A 20883-nucleotide genomic window follows, 5' to 3' on the forward strand; every position below is an offset into this window, starting at 1 on the left:
TCGGCCTTACGTGGCCGTGCGCACGGCAAGCGCCCGGGAACGGCGCGGCAGCCGTACGCACCAGGAGGGCCCTGCCCGAAACACACCGCCGTCGCAGGCGACCAGCAGGCACGGCCCGAAGCGCCCCCGCCGTGCGCGACCGACCCACGGGTGCCGCCCGAGGCACCTCAGCCGTACGTCACCGGCCGCGCGGGTCCGGCCGCCGCCGCCACCGCGTCCGCCAGCGGGCCGATGTCCGCCGCCGCCAGCCGGGACACGGTGAGCCGCACCGCCTGGGGCGTGCGTACCCGGAAGCGCGCTCCGGGGGCCACGGCCCACCCCGCGTGGAGCAGCCGGGCGATGGCCCCGGTCTCGTCACTGACGGGCACCCACACGTTCATCCCACTGCGCCCGTACGCCGTCACCCCGCGCTCCGCCAGAGCGTGCACGAGGGCGTCGCGCCGCTCCCCGTAGGACCGGGCCACGGCGGCGGTGTCGACGGCGTCCGAGGTCCACAGGTGGAGGACCGCGCGCTGGAGCAGCCGGCTGACCCAGCCGGGCCCCAGCCGCTGCCGGCCCGCCACCCGGTCGACCGTGACCGCGTCGCCGGTGAGCACGGCGACCCGGAGGTCGGGCCCGTACGCCTTGGCCGCCGAGCGGACGAACGCCCAGTGGTCCGTGGTCCCGGCCAGCGGGTGGAGCGGCAGGTCCACGATGGCGTGGCCGTGGTCGTCCTCGATCAGCAGTACGTCGGGGTGGCGGGTGAGCACGGCTTTCAGCTCCCGGGCGCGGTCGGCGCTGACCGAGGCGCCGGTCGGGTTCTGCGCGCGGTCGGTGACGACGAGCGCCCGCGCCCCGGCCCGCAGCACCCGCTCCACATCCGCGACGAGGGGCCCGTCGTCGTCCACCCCGACCGGTACGGCGTGCAGCCCGAGCGCCGGTACGAGGTCGAGCACGCTCCCCCACCCCGGGTCCTCCACCGCCACCGCGTCGCCGGGCCTCAGATGCGCCGCGAGCACCCTCTCGATGGCGTCGAGGGAGCCCGAGGCCACCGCGACGGGCCCTCCGGGCACCCCGTCGGCGTCCATCGCGGTACGCGCGTAGGCGGCGAACTCCGGGACCACGGGCGCCTCCCCGTACAGCCCGGGGTGCTGGGCGTCGACCGCGGCGGCCACGGCGAGCGCCGGGCCGAGCGCCGGCAGCAGCGCCGGATCGGGGTTGCCCTCGCCGAGGTCGCGTACGCCCGGCGGCGCCTCGATGCGCAGGGAGCCGCGCGCGGTGCTGGCCGGCCGCGGCCGCACCCGGCTCCCCCGGCGGCCCGCCGTCTCGATGACCCCGCGCTCGCGCAGTGTCCGGTAGGCGGCGGCCACCGTGTTCGGGTTGACCTCCAGACGCGCCGCCAACTCCCGCATCGGGGGCAGCACATGGCCGGGCGGAAGGTCTCCGGAACCGACCCCGCGCTCCACACTGGCGGCGATTTCCGATGCGCGCCGTCCACCGATCCGATACTCTCCTAGCACAAACAACAGTATGCACTAGTGCAATAGGATCGCCTAATGGAGTACGCCATGCAGGACACCGCACCGGCCACCGCCACGGACCCCGGCGCCGCGCCCTATACGCCCACCGACCGCACGGTGCCCACCCGGGCCAAGGAACGCGCCTCCTACGACCGTGAGCTGGTCCACTCGATACTCGACGCGACCTACCTCTGCCACCTCGGCTTCGTCCGGGACGGGGCACCGGTCGTGCTGCCGACCATGTACGGCCGGGTCGGGGAACGTCTGTACGTCCACGGGTCGACCGGCTCCCGCCCGCTGCGGAACACCCGGGCGGCGGACCCGGGGCTGCCGGTCTGCCTGACCGTCACCCATATCGACGCCCTGGTGCTGGCCCGGTCCGCCTTCCACCACTCGCTGAACTACCGCTCCGTGGTGGTGCACGGCACCGCCACCGCCGTGACCGACCCCGAGGAGCGGCGCATCGCCCTCGACGCGATCGTCGACCAGGCCGTCCCGGGCCGCTCCCGGGACGCGCGCCCGGCCAACGCCAAGGAGCTGGCCGCCACGGCGGTGATCCGGCTGGACCTGGACGAGGTCTCCGCGAAGGTCCGCGCCGGAGGCCCCGACGACGAGCCGGAGGACCTCGCCCTCCCCCACTGGACCGGGATCGTGCCGGTCACCCGGGGCTACGCGGACCCGGTCCCGGCGGACGACCTGGACCCGGCCGTCGACGTACCGGACTACCTCCGCGCGCTCTGACCCCGGCCGCGCCCAGGGGGAAGGCAGGGCCCGGGGCCCCGGCACCAAGCTCCAGGCCCCTCCCCGCTACACCACCACCGCCTCGGCCTCCCGCCGGCGCATGACCGCTGCGCCCCTCGCCTCGGCCAGGGCCAGCCCGGCCACGGCGGCCAGCAGGAGCAGAGTGCCGACGACGGTGGCCGCCGTCAGCCGCTCCCGCAGGACGGTCACCGCGATGAGCGCGGCGCTCACCGGCTCCAGGAGCATGATCACGGAGACGGTGGCCGAGCGGACGGCGGCGGCCCCGGCAAAGTACAGCGCGTACGCGAGGGCGGTGGGCACCGCCGCCACATAGACGAGCAGCCACAGCACCTGCCCGGTCTCGGCGGTGTGCGGTACGAGCCCCTCGACAGCCGCCATGGGCAGCAGCCCGACCGCTCCGATCCCGAACGCCCAGGCGCTGGTGGTCAGCGCGTCACCGCCACCACCGTCCCGCCCGAGCCAGCGGGTGAGCAGGGTGATCGCCGCGTACCCGGAGGCGGACAGCAGCGCGAGCAGCACCCCGGCCGGGACGACATCGCCGCCCTCGCCGCCCAGGACCAGCACGGCCAGACCGGTCAGCGCGCCGGTCACGGCGGCCAGGCCGCCCCTGCCGAGGCGTTCGCCCAGCATCAGTCGCGCGCCGACGGCGATCAGGACGGGCCCGGCGCCGAGCGTGACGACGGTGCCGACGGCGAGGCCGGTGACCTCGACCGCCGCGAAGTAGGCGCTCTGGAACACGGTGAGGCCGACGCCCGTGCCGAGGATGCGCAGCAGCCGGCGGCGCCGGGGCTCGGGAACCCGCGGTGCGCGGCGCGGGCGCAGGGCGAGCGCCCCCGCCAGCAGGACGAGACCTCCGGCGCAGCGCCAGAAGGACAGGGCGAGAGGGCCGAGATCGCTGACCCGGAAGATCAGTGAGGCGGCCGCACCGGCGGTGCCCCAGGCGACTCCGGCCACGACGAGATACAGCAGGCTCCGCCCGACGGGCAGCGCGGAAACAGCGGGAAGGGACATGGGACTGCTCCTGAGGAGGACAGGGTGGTGGTCGCTGGGCTCCGCACGCGGGCAGCGACGAACCGCTCGGGGACTGCCCGAGCCCGGTCTTCGTCCGGAGTGGCCGCCCGCGCTAGGCGGCAGGCGGCGGCAGCACAGTCAGATGCATGAGCGGCACACTAATGCGACGTCCGCCCGGCGGACAACTCGCTCTCGGTCGCGGCGGCCGCTGACCCCGCCCCCGCGGCGACAGGCCCCGACGGCGGTTTCGGCGCGGCCGACTGCGCGATGAACGCACCGGTCAGGACGACGAAGCCGCCGATGAGCTGCGGGGCGGAGAGGTGCTCGCCGAGGAGCACCCAGGCCAGCACGGTCGCGATGACCGCCTCCAGGCAGGCGACGACCCCGGCGACCTGTGGCGAGAGCATCCGGACGGAGACGACGCCACTGGCGTACGCGAGCACGGTGGCGATCAGCACGATCCAGCCGAGCAGCGCCCAGGCGGGGACCCCGTTGCCGTTCATCCCCGCCGTTCCGCCGAGGAGCGACCAGTCCATGCCCCAGGGGCGGGCCACGACGGTGAGGACGAGGGAGCCGACGATCAGTCCGTACGCGATGACGCCGAGCGGGTGCGGAGGCTCGGCGCGCCGTCCGTCACCGCCCTTGATCTCCTGGCCGCCGTGGTCGGAGAGGACGAAGTAGCCGACCTGGCAGCAGGCGGCGCCGAGGGCGAGCAGCAGCCCGAGGGCGTCGAAGCTGAGCCCGGCCCAGACCTCGACGACGCAGGCGAGGCCGCCGACGGCCAGGACCACGCCGACCGCAGCGGCCCGGGTGACGGGCCTGCGCTGGACGAACCGGACCCAGCCGAGGACGAGCGCGGGGGCCAGATACTCGACCAGGAGCGCCACCCCGACCGGGATACGGGAGATCGCGGCGAAGTAGCAGGCCTGCACCCCGGCCACGGCGAAGAGCCCGAACCCGGCGAGCAGGGCGGGCCGTTCACGTACCAGATTCCGGTGGCGCCAGGCGACCGGCAGCATGATCACGGCGGCGCCCGCCACCCGGAGCCACACCACGTGGAGCGGGTCGAGACCCGCCTCGATCAGCGGCTTGGCGGCGACCCCCGAGCCGCCGAAAGCGAAGGCCGAGAGCAGGGCGAGCCCCAGGCCGGCGCTTCGTTTCTGAGTACCCCGAGACGCGTGCATCGGGACATCATGACAGCAGCCGACAGCACCGTCACCTCCGTGACGCCTGTCGAGACGCGCGCCTCGTGCGCACCCTTCGTCAGACCGTACGCAGCCGCGTCACCCCCACCGCACCCCGGGCGCGTACACACCCGCCGGCCGCGCCGAACCAAGACACCCCCGGGCACCCACCCAGCCAGCCGAAACGAAACAACCCCTGGGGCACCCGCCCGGTCAGACGCGCCACGACACCGCGCCCACAGGCACCACCACCTCACCCACGCACCGGGGCACTCCCCCCGTCACACCCGCGGAGACACCTCGGCCGTACGCTCCACCGCACGCGCCGACAGCCACCGCGCGTCCACGCCCGCCCGGCCCAGCACCTCCACCGCACGGGACTCCCCGTCGTCGGCCAGTGCGGCAAGGAGGTCCAGCCCCCGGGCGCGCGGTTCGCCACGCAGTTCGGCGCGGCGCAGCGCGGCCTCCATCGCGATGACGGCCGACGGCGACCAGCCTTCCGAGGCCGGGTCCCGCACGACGGGGACGCCCCCGGAGTCCTCGACCGACCCCTGCCAGCGGAGCCCGTAACCGATGCTGCGCTGCACCAGGTAGCCGAGCACCTTCGCCAGCCGGGGCCCGCCGTCGAAGGCCTCGCGGACCTCGGGGTCGCTCTCGATGAGGGAGTGCAGAAGGTGGGCGGTGTCGATCTGCCGGTCACCGTCGCGCAGCGCACGCCTGCGCGCACCCGTCACCACCGAGGCCAGTTCTACGGTGAGTCCGGCGTCGGCTCCGACGGGGTTCGGGGCGGGCTGTTCGGGGATCCGCGGCGTCCGGTTCTGCACTACTCCACCCCATCAGCCCCCGGCCCGCGAAGCATCGGCGGAGCGGCCCATTCGTGCGTCCCACCCAAGTTGGGCACACCGGAGCGCACCCTCATCCCTGCGGATGAGATCGCGCCATGGCGTACAACCATCGCTCTCAGGGGGGCGCGCCGCCTTGCGCCGCACTCCCCCGGGCAACCAGCACCCCCCGCGCGCACGTCACTCATGGCACACGACACGTAACCGCACACATCGGCTCCGGACGGAGGGGACCACGGGTGTTCTGGAATGTCGCTCTGCTCGCCCAGGACGGGATGCGGTACGTCTACCGCGTGTACGCGCCGGACGACGCCCTGCCCGCCGATCTGTTCTGGGCGGCGTTCCACTGCCACGACGAAGGCCCGCACCCGCGCGCGTCGGACCGTTTCGACGCGGCGGAGATCTGGCGGAACCCGGCGACCCCAGCACATCTGACGGTGCATCAGCATTGAATGTTGGAGCCGTCGCCGTTACGTTCCGCTCCACCGAACCGGACGAACCAGAGGTGGTCGCATGGCCGAAGTCAGCGCGGAGGCGCGTATCGAGGCACCCGCCGAGAAGGTCTGGGCGCAGCTGACGGACTTCTCGTCGTACGGCCAGTGGAACGCGACCCACACCAGCTTCCCCGAGGGCGGCCCGACGCCTCTGGAGCTCGGGGCCACCTATGAGGAGAACATGAAGCTCATGGGCTTCCCCGCCGAAGTGGTGTGGTCGGTCGACGAGCTGGAGGACGGCCGGCTGCTGACGACCCGGGGCACGGGCCCGATGGGGGTCAAGCTGGCCATGCGCTACACCCTGGCAGCGTCGCCGGACGGGGGCGCCACCACAGTCCGCATCGAGGGCGAGTTCACCGGCGCGGCGGTCTCCCTGATGGGCGGCAAGCTCACGGACTCCGCGACGGCGGCGCTCCAGGAGTCCCTGCGCAGACTAGACGGCCTGGTCACGCCCTGACGGCCACCGCACGAACGCCGTAGGGGCCCGTCATCTGCGGGCCCCTACGGCGTCGGGGGCGGACTCACCTGTTCAGTGCTCGTCGGCGAGAATCAGGTACAGCTTCTTGCGGGCGTCGTTGATGACGGCCAGCGCCTTCTGCCGCTGTTCGGCGGAGCCGGTCTTCCAGACCTGCCCGAACGCCTCCATCAGACCGAATCCGGCCTGACGGATCTCGTTCACGCCCTCCCAGTCCGCACCGCGCCCGGCCTCCTCCCAGGGGGCCTCGGGCCCGGACTCGGCCTCACCGCGCCCGGAGTCGGTGAGCGTGAACAGCTTCTTGCCGCCCTCGCTCGCGCTGACGATCAGCCCCTCGTCCTCCAGCAGCTGGAGCGTCGGGTAGACCGAACCGGGGCTGGGCTTCCAGGCCCCGCCGCTGCGCTCGCCGATCTCCTGGATCATCTCGTAACCGTGCATCGGCCGGTCCTTGAGCAGGGCCAGGATCGACGCGCGCACATCACCGCGCCGCGCCCTGCCCCGGCCTCCACCCCGTCCGCGCCCGCCACCGAAAGGCCCGCCACCGAAGGGCGGCCCGAACGGCCCGAATGCGGCGCGACGGCCACCATGACCGCCCCGACCGTGATGACCGGGCCCGTAGTGCCCCGGTCCGTGCTCATGCTCTTGCTCGTATCCGTGTGAACGCATCGCTACGCTCCTTCCATCGTCGATCTGTCGCGATGCGTCAACGATATATCGGAAACTATCGTCTGGCAAGGCGCTGCCAGGATGGGCCGAAGGTGGCCTGTGCCAGTGATCGTTGATCGGTAGCCGCCGAAGGATGATCGCCGGCTGTCCGTGTCAGTGGAGGACGACGGCTTTCAGATCCATGCCGGCCAGGGACAACCGTTGGTGGCCGGCTCTGTCGTCTCGCACTGACAGGCCTCGTCAGAATCTCCTGATCATGGACGTGAAGATCCCGCAGGCGGACATCGGCCGCCGCGCCCGGGTGACCCGCCGCGCCTGCGACGACGCCCGCCACAGCGCGGCGTGCGCGAACCGCCGTACCCACGGCGAGCACCGGCGCCACCGGGTCTCCGGCAACGGTCCGGTCCTGCACCTCCGGTGCCCCGGCTGCACCCCACCTGGTCACTCGACACCCACCGGTGCCGCGCGGGCCACGGCGGCAGCGCCGCCTGCCCCTGAAGAAGTGCCGACGCACATCCGGGCAAGAGGGCCAGTGACCCTCGATTGGCCTTGGCCCGTGGCCGCACCGCCGCTCTACGGTCGCCCCATGAGGATTCGTATCGTCGACGCGTTCACCGACCGCCCCTTCTCCGGCAACCCCGCAGGGGTCCTCCTGCTGGATTCCGCCGGCTTCCCGGACGCCGAACGGCTCCAGGAGATCGCCACCGAGGTCAATCTCTCCGAGACCGCCTTCGCCCATCCGCTGCCGCCGGGCGGCGAGGCCGACTGGGCGCTGCGCTGGTTCACCCCGGCCACCGAGGTCGACATGTGCGGGCACGCCACGCTCGCCACCGCACACGTCCTGCACACCACGGGGCGGGCCACCGGCACCGTACGCTTCACCGCGCGCTGCGGAATCCTCACCTCCACCGCCCACCCGGACGGCTCCCTCACCCTCGACTTCCCCACCGCCCCGCTGCGCGAGGAGACCGCGCCGCCCGGGCTCGCCGAGGCACTGGGAGCGGAGCCGGTCTCGGTCCACGACACCGGTGAGCACATCGGCGATCTGCTCGTGGAGCTGCGCGACGAGGAGACCGTACGGGCTCTCACCCCGGACTTCGCCGCCCTCGTGACCCTTTCTCGGCGCGGCGTCATCGCCACGGCCGCCGCCGAGGACCCCGCCCGCGGCTACCACTACGTCTCGCGCGGCTTCTTCCCCGGCGTCGGCATCGACGAGGACCCGGTGACGGGCAGCGCCCACACCGCGCTGGCCCCGTTCTGGTCGGCCCGGTTCGGCCGGGACGACCTGACCGGGCTCCAGGCGTCCGCCCGCTCGGGGCTCGTACGCACCGCCCTGCGCGGTGAGCGCACCCTGCTGACGGGGTCGGCGGTCACCGTCATCGACGGCGAGCTGCTGACATCCCTCTGAACGCGCCGCCGACGTGCTTCTGAGGGCCCCGCGGACGTCCTTCCGAACGCGCGCCGCCGAAATCCTTCTGAAGGCAAGCTGCCGACGTCCTGCTGACAGTGCGGCCGGGCCGTCTCCCGAGAGCCCGGAGGGGCGGCGTACGGGACCACCCGCACCCGCCCCTCTCACGGCGTCGGCAGCCAGTCCACCTTCCCCGCGAGCAGCGCGTAACCGACGAACGCCCCGATGTCCAGCAGCGTATGCGCGACGACCAGCGGCCCCACCCGCCCCCACCGCCGGTACAGCAGCACGAAGACGACGCCCATCACCATGTTGCCGATGAACCCGCCGATGCCCTGGTACAGGTGGTACGAGCCGCGCAGCACGGAGCTGGCCGCCAGCGAGGCCATCGGTGTCCAGCCCAGCTGGTCCAGCCTCCGCAGCAGGTACGCGACGACGATGACCTCCTCGACCACGGAGTTCTGCGCCGCGGAGAGGATCAGTACGGGAAACTTCCACCAGACGTCGGGCAGCGACTCCGGTACGACGGTGAGGTTGAAGCCGCTCGCCCTGGCGACCAGGTAGAAGGCGAGCCCGGCGCTGCCGATCCCCGCCGCGATCAGCGTTCCGCGACCGAGGTCGAACCATGGCCTGGTCCGGTCGAATCCGATGGTCCGTAGACCCGCGCCTTCCCTGATCAGCAGGTGCGCCACCAGGGCCACCGGCACCAGGGCCGTTGCGATCCCGAACATTTGCCATGCCAGATCCAGCCATGGACGGCCCGGGGCGTACGAACCGTTGAGCGTCGCCGCCTGATCCTTCAAACCCCCCGGTTTCGTCAGCGATCCGACAAAACTGATGAGCGCGGAGACCGCACTCGCGCCCAGCGAGAGCGCCAGGACCAGGATCGTCTCCGACCGCAAGAGCCTTCGCGGTACGCCCTCTTGGGGATAAGAATCAGCCACGCGACCTACCTCCACCAGTACACCTGCCTTCTGTTCTGCAATCGCGTCTCATCCCGCCCACCGTCCCGCTAGGGTCTCGAATGCGGGTACGAAGATCATGCGCGACAGGCCGGGGGACGACCACCATCACCGGTGGCGAGGTCCCCCTTCTCCTTGTTCACCGTTCACCGTTCGTCTTCAGGGGGCACCACCGACATGGGACGTCACAGCCTGCCCGACGCCTACGCGCCGCGAGAACGCGGGGAGGCGTCCGCTCGCCGCGGGCGTCGCACCGTCGTCATCGCCACGCTGCTCGTCCTCGCGGTGGCGACGGGGACAGGGGTGGCGGTCAAGGGCGGCCTGCTGTCGTTCTCCGAATCCTGCGAGGACTCCGCCGTGCACCTGTCCCTGGCCGCCTCCCCGGACATCGCACCGGCGGTCCGGTCCATCGCCGAGCAGGCCCGCGCGGACGAGGTGAGGTCCGACGGCCACTGTCTCGACGTGGACGTGGTGGCCCGCGACTCCTACAAAGTGGCCGACGCGCTCGCGGGCGGCGGCGAGACCCCGGACTTCCAGGTCTGGCTGCCCGACTCCGACCTCTGGCTGGACCGGGCCGAGGGGCTCGGCACGGGCACCCCCATCTCCCCCTCGGACTCGGTGGCCTCCTCCCCGGTGGCCCTCGCCGTGGTGCCGTCCGCGTCGGAGCGTCTGGGCTGGCCCAAGAAGACGTACTCCTGGGCCGAGGTGGTCACCGCCGCCCTCACCGCGGACAAGATCCGCCTCGGCTCGGCCGACCCGGCGCGCAGCGCCACCGGCCTCCTCGCTCTCACCAGCATCGGCGGCTCGTCCGCACAGCAGGGCGGGGACAGCGACACCAGGGTCGCGGAGACCGCGAAGGTGCTGGCCGAGCGGATGTCGGACAGCGACGCCCAGGTGCTGGAGACCCTCGCGCGCAGCGCCTCGGGCGCCGAGGACGGCAACCCGAAACGCAACCAGGCGGTCCTCATATCGGAACAGGCCGCCTTCGCCCGGTACGGGTTCCGGCCCGCCGACGGAGCGGCCGAGGACGCCACGGTCACGTCGGCGGGCGGCAAGTCCCCTCAGCCGTACGCGGCTTCGGCGGCCGAGGCGCCGTCGGCAAAGGCGCTCCAGGAGATGCTGGGGATGTGGACGATCACCGTCCAGAGCGCCCGGCTGACCACGGTCGTCGACGCCTCGGGGTCGATGTCCACACCGGTGCCGGGCCGCGGCCAGTCACGGATGGACGTCACCAAGGAGTCGCTCATCCAGGCGCTCGGCCAGTTCACCCCGGACGACGAGATCGGCCTGTGGGAGTTCGCCACCACGCTGGACGGCGAGAAGGACTACCGCAAGCTCATGGAGACCCGCCGACTGGGCGACCCGGCCCAGGGCGGCTCCACCCACCGCGAGAGGCTCTCGGCGGCGTTCGCGGGGCTGCAACCCGTGCCGGGCGGGGCGACCGGGCTGTACGACACCATGCTGGCGTCGTACAAGGAGGCCCGGTCGACTTATGTGAAGGGCAAGTTCAACGCCCTGGTGATCCTCACCGACGGCTCCGACCAGGACGACGACGGCATCTCCCGGAGCGCGCTGAACGCCGAGCTCAAGGAGCTCACCGACCCCGAGCGTCCCGTTCCGGTCATCGCCATCGCGGTGGGCCCGGACGCCGACCGCGAGGAGGTGGCCGAGATCGCGCGGGTCACCGGCGGCGACGGGTACGAGGTGAGCGACCCGGTGGAGATCCAGGCCGTCATCCTCCAGGCGATCATGGCAGCCGGACAGAACGGCCGCGCCGCCCAGGAGTGAGTGCGGCGTCCGGGCCGGGGGGCGCTCTCGGCCCGGTCGCACGGCGCCGCACGGAATTCCGCCCCGCACACCCCTGTCCCGCCACCCAGTCACCCCACCGCACGCCCCCGTCTCAAGGCGCCGGAAACCCCACCGGCCACGTGTGCACCGGCTCCCCCGCATGCATCAGATCCGCGTAACGCCGGGTGGTCGCCGCCAGTGCCGCCTCCCGGCCGAGACCGGCCTCCAGCGCCCGGCGGTACGTGGCGACCTGCCAGGAGGCCCCGTTGACCCGCCGCTTGCAGCGCTCCTCGATGACCCCGAGGTAGCGGTCCCGGTCGGCGGCCTCGATCTGCCAGGCGTCGAGACCGGCCGCGGCCAGCGGGAGCAGTTCCTCCCGTACGAGTTGTACGGCGGGGATCTTCGCCAGCCCGCCGGCGCGGCCGGAGCGCGGCCAGAGCAGCTCGGCCTCGATGCCGTGGCGGCAGGCCTCGGTGAAGTTCTCCGCCGCGGCCTCGAACGGCAGCTTGCTCCACACCGGCCGGGACTCCTCGGCGAGCGCCCGCACCAGCCCGTAGTAGAAGGCGGCGTTGGCGATCACGTCCGTGACGGTCGGCCCGGCCGGCAGGACCCGGTTCTCCACCCGCAGGTGCGGGACGCCGTCGGCCACGTCGTACACCGGTCGGTTCCAGCGGTAGACCGTCCCGTTGTGGAGGACCAGCTCGGCCAGCTCCGGCACCCCGCCCTCGTCCAGGACCCGCAGCGGCTCCTCTTGCTCACAGATCGGCAGCAGCGGCGGGAAGTAGCGCAGGTTCTCCTCGAACAGCTCGTACGCGGAGGAGATCCACCGCTCCCCGAACCAGGTCCGGGGCCGCACCCCCTGGTTCGCCAGCTCCGGCGGCCGTACGTCGGTGGCCTGCTGGAACAGCGGGGGCCGCGACTCCCGCCAGAGCTCCTTGCCGAAGAGGAACGGGGCGTTGGCGCCCAGCGCGATCTGGACGGAGGCGATCGCCTGCGCGGCGTTCCACACATCCGCGAACCGGGCGGGCGTCACCTGGAGGTGCAGCTGGACCGAGGTGCAGGCCGATTCGGGGGCGATCGAGGGTGAGGAGCAGACCAGGTGCTCCACGCCTTCGATATCCAGGATGAAATCCTCGCCGCGGGCGGCTGCCATTTGGTCGTTGAGCAGGGTGTAGCGGTCCACGTCCGAGAGATTCGCCGAGACCACGTCGTGCTCGCCGAGCGTAGGCAGGATTCCGATCATGACGATCCCCGCGTCCACCTCGCCGGCCTTGCGGTGGGCGTAGGCGAGACCGGTCCGCAACTCCTCCGAGAGCTGATCGAATACCCGGCCGCCGAGCCGGTGCGGAACGATATTTACTTCCAGGTTGAACATCCCGAGTTCGGTCTGGAAATCCCGGCTCGCGATGCGCTGGAGCACTTCCTGATTCATCATCCGGGGCAGACCGTCGGAACCCGCGAGATTCAGCTCTATCTCCAGCCCCATCAGGTTTCGGGGACGGTCGAACCTCCGCTCCGCCAGCAGTCTGCCCAGCCCTTCCAGGCACTGGTTGAGCTTGGTGCGGTATGCCTGCCGATCGGACAGGTCAACGGCTCCCGCCACGACCTTCTCCCCCATCGAGGGGTCCCTCCTCCAGTGGTCGGCCCGCCGACCGGGCCGCTCGCATCACGATCGATAATGCCCCGTGGGAGTGATCCGTAACGCCCCACGGACCACCGGAAACCCGCTAGGCTGGATGATGGAGACCGGGGGCACATTCCCGGGGCACACGGCGAGCGGCATTTTCGCCCGGATAGTGCGTGGCGGAAACACCGACGAGTTTCGGCCTACCGCGCCATCGAAAGAGGCGCAGACGAGCGCAGAAAACGGCCGATCAAATCGCCAGGAAACCCTCATTCCGAAGTCCGGATGTCGCCTTGCGCGAAATATCCCCGGCAGCTAGTGGAAACACTGAGTGAACACGTGTCGTATAAACTCCGCCTGACGAGGCAGAGAGTTGACGCAACCGGCCCGTCGTCCGGCCCGTCACCGGCCTCCTCTCGCCCCGCACGCCGACAGCGCCGTCTGCACCCGCCCACGCATCACCGTGTCTCCAAGTGAGAGGCGACCCACTATGCCGCTGCATGTCCCCTCGGCCCCCGCGCCCGCCCTGCGCAGCGTTCTCGCCGCCCTCGGTTCCCCCACCGCGGTCCGCGAGGCGCGCACCTCCGCCCTCCGGTCCGTCCAGGGACCGCTCAGCCCCGAACTGCCCCTTCCCGTGCACGTGCTGGACCGGATCGCTCCGACCAGGACCGCACCCCGAACCCGCCTCGCGGCCTGGCGCTTCCTGATCCGGAGCGAAGGCCGGGCGATCGCCGCCGCGGACACCATGCTCACGCCGGACGGCTGGAGCTTCTCGCACTTCTTCGAGGGCCCTTATCTCGCCTCGACGGAGCTCGCGGTCCGCCAGGCGGAGGCCTCGCCGACGGCGTACCAGGCGAGACTTCTCTCCATCCCGGAGCTGTACATGCTCACCCTCTGGCTGCACGACGACACGGAGGACGACGCGGCCGGCGGTGTGCTGGCCCCGGCCGACGTCCTGGTGCCCCTGGCACCGGCGCCGCCGGGCATCGCGGCCCACCGGCCGCACCGGGTCGCCGATCTGCTGCCCGTCATGACCCTGCGGGTGGCGCCGGGCCCGCTGCTCAGCTCCGCCTGACCGACGGCCGAGGGGTGACCGGCCCCCGTGGTGACCCGAACGCCCCTTGGCGGGACGGGTCACTGCGGGGGCTCCCTCTTACCCACTCGGACTAGCCCGGTCCGGCCACCCCGAACCACCCGAAGTGACAGTGCAGTTGCGGTGAACCGTCCGCGCGGGTGATGCGTCAAGAGAGGAGTAACGGAGCTGCGGCGAAATCCCTGCGGAATCACCCTCGTAGGGCAACACTGGGACCGGACCGACTGATACGGGGGCGGCCGTGAACCTCTCATCAAGCCGCAGGACACTCGACTCGACGCAGCGAAAGAACGCATCCATGTGCCAGCACCAGCCACCCTGCCCCACCGCCGACTCCCCCGACCGGGAGGCGGCCCGTCTGACGGCACACCACCCGGAACAGGGCTGGAGCCTTCTGTGCAACGGCGTCCTGCTCTTCGAGGACACCGGCGAGCTGCTGCCGGACGGGCAGATCATCGCCCCGCACCGGCTGTTGGCGGCGGGCCGCGTGGTGAAAGCCGCCTGAGGGCGGACGGAGGAACACGCTGTACGGAGAAGGGGCCGGCCCGGGGAGATCCCCGTACCGGCCCCGACGCATGTCAGACGTCAGCCCGCAGGCGTCAGTTGTCGTACTCCTCCAGCGGCGGGCAGGAGCAGACCAGGTTGCGGTCGCCGAAGGCGCCGTCGATACGGCGGACCGGCGGCCAGTACTTGTCGGCGGCGGACACCCCGGCCGGGAAGACGGCCTCCTCGCGGCTGTAGCCGTGGTCCCAGCCGCCGCCGAGCGCGGCGGCGGTGTGCGGGGCGTTGGCCAGCGGGTTGTCGTCCGCGCTCCACTCGCCGGAGGCGACCTTCTCGATCTCGGCCCGGATCGCGATCATGGTGTCGCAGAACCGGTCGAGTTCGGCGAGGTCCTCGCTCTCGGTCGGCTCGATCATCAGCGTGCCGGCCACCGGGAACGACATGGTCGGCGAGTGGAAGCCGTAGTCGATCAGGCGCTTGGCGACGTCGTCGATGGAGACGCCGGTCGCCTTGGAGATCGGCCGCAGGTCGACGATGCACTCGTGCGCGACCAGTCCGGCCGGGCCGTTGTACAGGATCGGGAAGTGCGGCTCCAGGCGCTTGGCGATGTAGTTGGCGGCCAGCACGGCGACCTGCGTGGCGCGCTTGAGCCCCTCGCCGCCCATCAGCCGGACGTACGCCCACGAGATCGGCAGGATGCCCGCCGAGCCCCACGGGGCGGCCGAGATCGGTCCCACACCGGTCTCCGGGCCCGCGGCGGGCTGGAGCGGGTGGTTGGGGAGGTACGGGGCGAGGTGGGCGCGGACGCCGACCGGGCCGACGCCGGGGCCGCCGCCGCCGTGCGGGATGCAGAACGTCTTGTGCAGGTTCAGGTGGGAGACGTCGCCGCCGAACTTGCCGGGCTTGGCGAGCCCGACCAGCGCGTTGAGGTTGGCGCCGTCGACGTAGACCTGGCCGCCCGCGTCGTGCACCTCGCCGCAGATGTCGGCGACGTGCTCCTCGAAGACCCCGTGCGTGGACGGGTAGGTGATCATCAGCACGGCCAGCTCGTCGCGGTGCTGTTCGATCTTGGCCCGCAGATCCGCGATGTCGACCTCGCCGTCGTCGGCGGTCTTCACCACGACGACCTTCATGCCCGCCATGACCGCGCTCGCGGCGTTGGTGCCGTGCGCCGAGGAGGGGATCAGGCAGACGGTGCGCTGGTCGTCGCCGTTGGCCCGGTGGTACGCCCGGACGGCCAGCAGACCGGCGAACTCGCCCTGGGAGCCGGCGTTCGGCTGGATGGAGACGGCGTCGTAACCCGTGACCTCGGCCAGGCGCTCCTCCAGCTCGCGGATGAGCGTGAGGAAGCCCTGCGCCTGCTCGGCCGGGGCGAAGGGGTGCAGCGCGCCGAACTCGGGCCAGGTGATGGACTCCATCTCGGCGGTCGCGTTCAGCTTCATGGTGCAGGAGCCGAGCGGGATCATGCCGCGGTCCAGCGCGTAGTCGCGGTCGGCGAGCTTGCGCAGGTAGCGCAGCATCGCCGTCTCGGAGCGGTGCTGGTGGAAGACCGGGTGGGTCAGGATGCCGTCGGAGCGCAGCAGCGCCTCGGGCAGCGCGTCGGCGGCCGTGCCGTCCAGCGCCTCGATGTCGGCGTCGGCGCCGAAGGCGGCCCAGACGGCGGAGAGCTGGGACCGGTTAGTGGTCTCGTCGCAGGCGATGGAGACCTGGTCGGCGTCGACACGGCGGAGGTTGACCCCGCGCTCGCGCGCCTCCGCGACGATCTCCGCGGCCTTGCCGGGCACCCGGACGGTCAGGGTGTCGAAGAAGTCGCCGTGCACGACGTCCGCGCCGGCGGCGCGCAGGCCCTCGGCGAGGATCGCGGCGTAGCGGTGGGTGCGGCGGGCGATCGTGCGCAGTCCGTCGGGGCCGTGGTAGACGGCGTACATCCCGGCCATGACGGCGAGCAGGACCTGTGCCGTACAGATGTTGCTGGTGGCCTTCTCGCGGCGAATGTGCTGCTCGCGGGTCTGCAGGGCCAGGCGGTAGGCCTTGTTGCCGTCGGCGTCCACGGAGACACCGACGAGGCGGCCGGGCAGGGAGCGGGCGAACTTCTCGCGTACGGCCATGAAGCCGGCGTGCGGGCCGCCGAAGCCCATGGGCACGCCGAAGCGCTGGGTGGTGCCCACCGCGATGTCGGCACCGAGCTCTCCGGGCGAGGTGAGCAGGGTGAGGGCCAGCAGGTCGGCGGCGACGGTGACGATCGCGCCCAGCTCGTGGGCCTGCTGGATGACGGGCTCGATGGCGCGGACAGCACCGGAGGCGCCCGGGTACTGGAGCAGGACGCCGAAGACGCCGCGCTCGGCGATCTCGGCGGGGATGCCGTCACTGAGGTCCGCGACGACGACCTCGACACCGGTCGGCTCGGCGCGGGTCTGGATCACGGCGATGGTCTGGGGCAGGGTGTCGGCGTCGATCAGGAAGACGCCGTTCTTGACCTTGCCGACGCGCCGGGCGAGCGCCATGGCCTCGGCGGCCGCGGTGCCCTCGTCGAGGAGGGAGGCGCCGGAGGTGGGCAGGCCGGTCAGGTCGGCGACCATGGTCTGGAAGTTGAGCAGGGCCTCCAGGCGCCCCTGGGAGATCTCCGGCTGGTACGGCGTGTAGGCCGTGTACCACGCGGGGTTCTCCATGACGTTGCGCAGGATGACGGGCGGCGTGAAGGTGCCGTAGTAGCCGAGGCCGATCATCGGGGCGAGCACCTTGTTGCGGTCGGCCAGCGACCGCAGCTCGGCCAGCACCTCTGCCTCGGTGCGGGCCGAGGGAAGGTTCAGGGCCTCCGCACTCTTGATCACGTCGGGCACCGCGGCGGCGGTCAGCTCGTCGAGGGAGCCGTAGCCGACCTGGGCGAGCATCTTCGCCTGGGCCTCGGCGTCGGGCCCTATGTGGCGCTGCTCGAACGGAATGCCCTGCTCCAGCTGGGAGAGCGGAGTGCGACGGGGGGTCATGGTGGAGGCCTCCTGGTCTGTCACGACCTGCGAGGGGCACCACGGCGCGGGTGCCCGAACGGCCTCCCCCTCTGTCATCTCAACCTGAGAGCTTCACCGGCCCGCCCGGGGGCGCACCGGCTTTCACCGTCGGTGAGGGTCGAGCCCGCCCCGGCATACGCCGCACGAACCCGCCCTGCTTTCCAGAGTGACCTCGTCCGTGCGGTACGGGGGCCTGAGAGATTCCGGGGAGGATTTGCTCCTTCGGCGCCTCCGGATTCTGCACCGGAGGACTCTCCCGCACGGGGTCAGCAGCCATCTGCCAGCCTACCAGCGGCCATCCCCGGGGAGCCCTCGAGTGGCCGACGCCACCGTTCTGCACTTGTCTGGTGCTGGTGGAGCGACAGGGGATCACCTCGCGGTGACACGGGACCCCCTTGAGCCAGTGCGACCAGTGGGAGGCACCGTGCAGACCGACATCGACCCGCGCCGCCTGATCGGCCGCAAGGCGTTCGATCGCAAGGGCGCCAAGATCGGAACGGTGGACGAGGTCTATCTCGACGACGCGACCGGTGTGCCCGAGTGGGCGGCCGTCCGCACGGGTCTGTTCAGCAGGGACGCGTTCGTCCCGCTGGAACCCAGCGAATTCGTCGAGGACGAGCTGCGGATCCCGTTCGACCGCGCGCTGATCAAGGGCGCCCCGGACTTCGGCGTCGGCCGTCACCTCTCCCCCGAACAGGAGCTGCAGCTCTACCGCCACTACGGCCTGGACTCCCCGCCGGCGGCCGGGACCGGCCCCGATCGCGACTTCGGCAGGCTGGCCGGCCAGGAGGAGTAGTCGACCGGGTCGCGGACCAGCGGCATCGGGTCGGCCGGGCTGAGCTCGGGGTCGTCGATGCGGAACGTGACGACGCGGCCGACCGGCCCGCCGGGCTCCTCGAACCGGACCGTCACCCGGCCCACCCCGCTCCCCTGCACCCAGCCGTGTCCGTGCACCGCGTGGCGTACGTCGTGTCCGGCGGGCCAGCGCCGGGCGGCGAGCTGCTCGGCGCTCTCCCGCTCGGGCTCCTCCTCCACCGGTCCGGCCTCGTCCACGGCCGGCCTATCGGCCTCCTCCTCCGCCCGCGCCGCCAGCTCCCGGGCATCCGCCGCCTGCGCGAACAGGTCCTCCTGGGTGTAGTCCGCGAGCCCCGTGACACCCACACCCAGCAGCCGTACGCCCCCGGTGGTGTCGACGGCCTCCAGGAGCCTCGCGGCCGCCTCACGGACCACCGTGGGGTCGTCCGTGGGCCTCTGAGCGTCTCGGAGCGGGTCAGGGTGGAGAAGTCGTAGCGGCGCACCTTGAGCACCACCGTGCGCCCCGACCGGTCGGCGGACCGCAGCCGCTCCACGCACCGCACGGCCAGTCGCTCCACCTCCGCGCGCACCCGCACCCGGTCGTGCAGGTCCACATCGAAGGTGTCCTCCACCGATACGGACTTGGCGTCCCGCTCCGCGACCACCGGCCGGTCGTCGAGCCCCAGCGCCATCCGGTAGAGACCGTGACCGTGGGCCTTGCCGACCAGCCGTACGAGCTCGGCCTCGCCCGCCTCGGCGAGGTCGTGGACGGTGGTCATACCGGCGCGTCTCAGATGGTCCCCGGTGGCGGGTCCGACGCCCGGCAGGGTCCGTACGGACATGGGGGCCAGCAGCTCCCGCTCGGTGCCCGGCACTATCAGCGCCAGGCCGTCCGGCTTGGCCTGCTCGGAGGCGATCTTGGCGAGCATCTTCGAACCGGCGAGACCGACCGATCCGCTGAGCCCGGTCACTTCCCGGATGGCCCTACGCAGCCGCTCCCCCGTCCTGCGGGCCGACACCGTGTCGTCCGCGACCCCGCCCGCCTCCAGGTCGACGAAGGCCTCGTCCAGGCTCAGCGGCTCCACCAGCGGCGAGAGCCGCCCGAGCAGCTCCATCACCTGCTCGCTCACCGCCCGGTACAGCGAGAAGCGCGGCACCAGATAGGCGGCGTTCGGCGCGAGCCGCCGGGCCTGAGCCGTCGGCATCGCGGAGTGGACGCCCAGGAGGCGTGCTTCGTACGAGGCGGTGGCGACGACCCCGCGAGGGCCGAGGCCCCCCACCACGACCGCCTTTCCGCGCAGGCTGGGCTTGGCTGCCTGCTCCGCCGAGGCGTAGAAGGCGTCCATGTCCAGGTGGAGGATGGTCGGCGCGGGTCTCACACCTCCGATGCTGCCCTATGCCACTGACAACGGGGCGGCCCGGCACTCCACGGAGTGCCGGGCCGCCCCGTCACGTACCGTCCTGTGCCCTCAGCCGCTCAACCGGCGCGGTTGCGGCGCCGGGCCAGCTCGTCGGCCGGGTTGTTGCCGATGAGGGTCTCACCGGTGTCGACCCGCTCGCCGTGGAGCTGGGAGAGCGCCGCGTCCACATCCCGCCAGACGACACCGACGGCGATCCCGAAGACGCCCTGACCGCCCTGGAGGAGGCTGACGACCTCGTCGGGCGAGGAGCACTCGTAGACCGTGGCCCCGTCGCTCATCAGCGTCATGCGCTCAAGATCCTGGAACCCCCGGGCCCGCAGGTGCTGGACCGTGGTGCGGATGTTCTGGAGCGCGACCCCGGTGTCCAGGAACCGCTTGACGATCTTGAGGAGGACCACGTCCCGGAAACTGTAGAGACGCTGGGTCCCCGACCCGTAGGCCGGCCGCACGCTCGGCTCCACCAGCCCCGTGCGCGCCCAGTAGTCCAGCTGGCGGTAGGTGATCCCCGCCGCCGCGCACGCCGTCGGTCCGCGATAGCCGATGTCGCCGGCACCGCTCGCCGCTGCCCCGCCGCCCGCTGCCACCGCCGCCGGTTGAACCGGCTGCCTGATGGTGTGGTCGGCTCCACTGCCGTGCTGCGGATACGGCCCACCCGCCGCCGTACCGTCGCCGCTGCTTCTCACGCCGACCTCCGTCCTTGACCTGCCCACTCGAAGGTAGGCAGTCACTGGGGGTGCGTCAACGATCGCCACACTCGGCACGCCGAGTGATAATCACCCTGAGGGCGGTTTCCCGTGTCTCGCTTCCGGGAAAGGCTTGTCGGATGCGCTGACGACACCCTTGCGGGACGGGTCACTGACTGTTCGTACCGAAGTCCTCCGGTGAGATCTGGTCGAGGAATTCGCGGAACTTCTCCACCTCGTCCTCCTGCTCGTCGGGGATCGCGATGCCCGCGTCGTCCAGCACACCGTCACTGCCGTAGATCGGCGTGCCGGTCCGCAGGGCGAGCGCTATGGCGTCGGACGGCCGGGCGCTCACCTCGACCCCGCTGGCGAAGACGAGCTCCGCGTAGAAGACCCCTTCGCGAAGGTCCGTGATGCGGACCTCGGTGAGCTCCTGGCCCACGGCCTCGAGCACATCCTTGAACAGGTCATGGGTCAGCGGCCTGGCCGGAGCCATGCCCTGCTGGGCGAAGGCAATGGCGGTCGCCTCCCCAGGACCGATCCAAATGGGGAGGTACCGGTCGCCTCCCACTTCACGCAGGAGAACGATCGGTTGGTTGGAGGGCATTTCCACCCGGACACCGACAACGTCGAGCTCGTTCACACAGCAACCCTAGGACGTGCTCGCCAT

At 71.9% G+C, this 20883-nt stretch carries 18 protein-coding genes, 1 pseudogene and 1 riboswitch; of the genes and pseudogenes, 8 read left to right on the forward strand and 11 right to left on the reverse strand.

What is annotated here, in order from left to right:
• Nucleotides 1-167 precede the first annotated feature (167 nt).
• Nucleotides 168-1499 carry an aminotransferase class I/II-fold pyridoxal phosphate-dependent enzyme gene (locus D6270_RS03885; RefSeq protein WP_109166721.1) on the reverse strand — a complete coding sequence of 444 codons (1332 nt, stop codon included), beginning with the start codon at nt 1497-1499 and terminating at the stop codon, nt 168-170.
• Nucleotides 1500-1547: 48 nt separating this feature from the next.
• Here D6270_RS03885 and D6270_RS03890 point away from each other — a divergent pair, with 48 nt between their 5' ends.
• Nucleotides 1548-2240, forward strand: coding sequence for a pyridoxamine 5'-phosphate oxidase family protein (locus D6270_RS03890; RefSeq protein WP_109167596.1), 693 nt, complete (start codon nt 1548-1550; stop codon nt 2238-2240).
• A gap of 66 nt (nt 2241-2306) precedes the next feature.
• On the opposite strand, the gene D6270_RS03895 is transcribed toward D6270_RS03890, so the two are convergent.
• The 3 genes from D6270_RS03895 to D6270_RS03905 form a co-directional block, all read right to left on the reverse strand.
• A complete protein-coding gene (locus tag D6270_RS03895) occupies nt 2307-3272 on the reverse strand; it encodes a DMT family transporter (protein WP_109166720.1) in 966 nt (321 codons plus the stop codon).
• Nucleotides 3273-3430: 158 nt separating this feature from the next.
• Nucleotides 3431-4456, reverse strand: coding sequence for an EamA family transporter (locus D6270_RS03900; RefSeq protein WP_109166719.1), 1026 nt, complete (start codon nt 4454-4456; stop codon nt 3431-3433).
• A gap of 281 nt (nt 4457-4737) precedes the next feature.
• Nucleotides 4738-5280 (reverse strand): Clp protease N-terminal domain-containing protein, encoded by a 543-nt coding sequence (locus tag D6270_RS03905; RefSeq protein WP_109166718.1) that lies wholly within the window; start codon nt 5278-5280, stop codon nt 4738-4740.
• A 257-nt stretch (nt 5281-5537) separates the two neighbouring features.
• Here D6270_RS03905 and D6270_RS03910 point away from each other — a divergent pair, with 257 nt between their 5' ends.
• Nucleotides 5538-5750, forward strand: coding sequence for a hypothetical protein (locus D6270_RS03910; RefSeq protein WP_109166717.1), 213 nt, complete (start codon nt 5538-5540; stop codon nt 5748-5750).
• A 61-nt stretch (nt 5751-5811) separates the two neighbouring features.
• Nucleotides 5812-6249, forward strand: a complete 438-nt coding sequence (locus D6270_RS03915) for a type II toxin-antitoxin system Rv0910 family toxin (protein ID WP_109166716.1) — start codon at nt 5812-5814, stop codon at nt 6247-6249.
• 72 nt (nt 6250-6321) lie between these two features.
• Here the strand turns inward: D6270_RS03915 and D6270_RS03920 are convergent, their stop codons facing one another.
• Complete coding sequence (locus tag D6270_RS03920; protein WP_109166715.1) at nt 6322-6933, reverse strand: PadR family transcriptional regulator; 612 nt, start codon at nt 6931-6933, stop codon at nt 6322-6324.
• Nucleotides 6934-7519: 586 nt separating this feature from the next.
• On the opposite strand from D6270_RS03920, the gene D6270_RS03925 reads away from it, so the two are divergent.
• Entirely contained in the window at nt 7520-8341 is an 822-nt protein-coding gene (locus tag D6270_RS03925) for a PhzF family phenazine biosynthesis protein (RefSeq protein WP_109166714.1), read from the forward strand.
• 164 nt (nt 8342-8505) lie between these two features.
• Here the strand turns inward: D6270_RS03925 and D6270_RS03930 are convergent, their stop codons facing one another.
• Nucleotides 8506-9285 carry a CPBP family intramembrane glutamic endopeptidase gene (locus D6270_RS03930; protein WP_109166713.1) on the reverse strand — a complete coding sequence of 260 codons (780 nt, stop codon included), beginning with the start codon at nt 9283-9285 and terminating at the stop codon, nt 8506-8508.
• Nucleotides 9286-9480: 195 nt separating this feature from the next.
• Here D6270_RS03930 and D6270_RS03935 point away from each other — a divergent pair, with 195 nt between their 5' ends.
• Nucleotides 9481-11091, forward strand: coding sequence for a VWA domain-containing protein (locus D6270_RS03935; protein WP_204117156.1), 1611 nt, complete (start codon nt 9481-9483; stop codon nt 11089-11091).
• 112 nt (nt 11092-11203) lie between these two features.
• Here the strand turns inward: D6270_RS03935 and D6270_RS03940 are convergent, their stop codons facing one another.
• Nucleotides 11204-12709 carry a glutamate-cysteine ligase family protein gene (locus tag D6270_RS03940; RefSeq protein ID WP_109166712.1) on the reverse strand — a complete coding sequence of 502 codons (1506 nt, stop codon included), beginning with the start codon at nt 12707-12709 and terminating at the stop codon, nt 11204-11206.
• A gap of 496 nt (nt 12710-13205) precedes the next feature.
• On the opposite strand from D6270_RS03940, the gene D6270_RS03945 reads away from it, so the two are divergent.
• Both D6270_RS03945 and D6270_RS03950 read left to right on the forward strand, forming a co-directional pair.
• On the forward strand, nt 13206-13790 hold the full coding sequence (locus D6270_RS03945) for a hypothetical protein (protein ID WP_109166711.1): 585 nt from the start codon (nt 13206-13208) through the stop codon (nt 13788-13790).
• A 316-nt stretch (nt 13791-14106) separates the two neighbouring features.
• Nucleotides 14107-14313 carry a DUF5999 family protein gene (locus D6270_RS03950; RefSeq protein ID WP_109166710.1) on the forward strand — a complete coding sequence of 69 codons (207 nt, stop codon included), beginning with the start codon at nt 14107-14109 and terminating at the stop codon, nt 14311-14313.
• 94 nt (nt 14314-14407) lie between these two features.
• On the opposite strand, the gene gcvP is transcribed toward D6270_RS03950, so the two are convergent.
• Complete coding sequence (gene gcvP / locus D6270_RS03955) at nt 14408-17293, reverse strand: aminomethyl-transferring glycine dehydrogenase (protein WP_109166709.1); 2886 nt, start codon at nt 17291-17293, stop codon at nt 14408-14410.
• 192 nt (nt 17294-17485) lie between these two features.
• A riboswitch (glycine riboswitch) is annotated at nt 17486-17583 on the reverse strand.
• A gap of 155 nt (nt 17584-17738) precedes the next feature.
• On the opposite strand from gcvP, the gene D6270_RS03960 reads away from it, so the two are divergent.
• Entirely contained in the window at nt 17739-18110 is a 372-nt protein-coding gene (locus tag D6270_RS03960; RefSeq protein WP_109167594.1) for a PRC-barrel domain-containing protein, read from the forward strand.
• On the opposite strand, the pseudogene D6270_RS03965 reads toward D6270_RS03960, so the two are convergent.
• The 3 genes and pseudogenes from D6270_RS03965 to D6270_RS03975 all read right to left on the reverse strand — a co-directional run bounded on the left by D6270_RS03965 (nt 18032) and on the right by D6270_RS03975 (nt 20856).
• Nucleotides 18032-19488 (reverse strand): annotated as a pseudogene (locus tag D6270_RS03965) (DNA polymerase IV). The gene D6270_RS03960 and the pseudogene D6270_RS03965 sit on opposite strands and share 79 nt — an antisense overlap.
• 98 nt (nt 19489-19586) lie before the next feature.
• Nucleotides 19587-20213 carry a MerR family transcriptional regulator gene (locus tag D6270_RS03970; RefSeq protein ID WP_109166707.1) on the reverse strand — a complete coding sequence of 209 codons (627 nt, stop codon included), beginning with the start codon at nt 20211-20213 and terminating at the stop codon, nt 19587-19589.
• Nucleotides 20214-20382: 169 nt separating this feature from the next.
• On the reverse strand, nt 20383-20856 hold the full coding sequence (locus D6270_RS03975) for a bifunctional nuclease family protein (protein ID WP_006123076.1): 474 nt from the start codon (nt 20854-20856) through the stop codon (nt 20383-20385).
• Nucleotides 20857-20883: the final 27 nt, after the last annotated feature.

This window comes from Streptomyces griseus subsp. griseus, assembly GCF_003610995.1.
Taxonomy (GTDB): domain Bacteria; phylum Actinomycetota; class Actinomycetes; order Streptomycetales; family Streptomycetaceae; genus Streptomyces.

Coding starts and splice junctions, on each gene's coding strand:
- D6270_RS03895 (WP_109166720.1), bottom strand. CDS start 3,272: ATGTCCCTTCCCGCTGTTTCCGCGCTGCCCGTCGGGCGGAGCCTGCTG.
- gcvP (WP_109166709.1), bottom strand. CDS start 17,293: ATGACCCCCCGTCGCACTCCGCTCTCCCAGCTGGAGCAGGGCATTCCG.
- D6270_RS03925 (WP_109166714.1), top strand. CDS start 7,520: ATGAGGATTCGTATCGTCGACGCGTTCACCGACCGCCCCTTCTCCGGC.
- D6270_RS03900 (WP_109166719.1), bottom strand. CDS start 4,456: ATGCACGCGTCTCGGGGTACTCAGAAACGAAGCGCCGGCCTGGGGCTC.
- D6270_RS03935 (WP_204117156.1), top strand. CDS start 9,481: ATGGGACGTCACAGCCTGCCCGACGCCTACGCGCCGCGAGAACGCGGG.
- D6270_RS03890 (WP_109167596.1), top strand. CDS start 1,548: ATGCAGGACACCGCACCGGCCACCGCCACGGACCCCGGCGCCGCGCCC.
- D6270_RS03945 (WP_109166711.1), top strand. CDS start 13,206: ATGCCGCTGCATGTCCCCTCGGCCCCCGCGCCCGCCCTGCGCAGCGTT.
- D6270_RS03940 (WP_109166712.1), bottom strand. CDS start 12,709: ATGGGGGAGAAGGTCGTGGCGGGAGCCGTTGACCTGTCCGATCGGCAG.
- D6270_RS03915 (WP_109166716.1), top strand. CDS start 5,812: ATGGCCGAAGTCAGCGCGGAGGCGCGTATCGAGGCACCCGCCGAGAAG.
- D6270_RS03920 (WP_109166715.1), bottom strand. CDS start 6,933: ATGCGTTCACACGGATACGAGCAAGAGCATGAGCACGGACCGGGGCAC.
- D6270_RS03950 (WP_109166710.1), top strand. CDS start 14,107: ATGTGCCAGCACCAGCCACCCTGCCCCACCGCCGACTCCCCCGACCGG.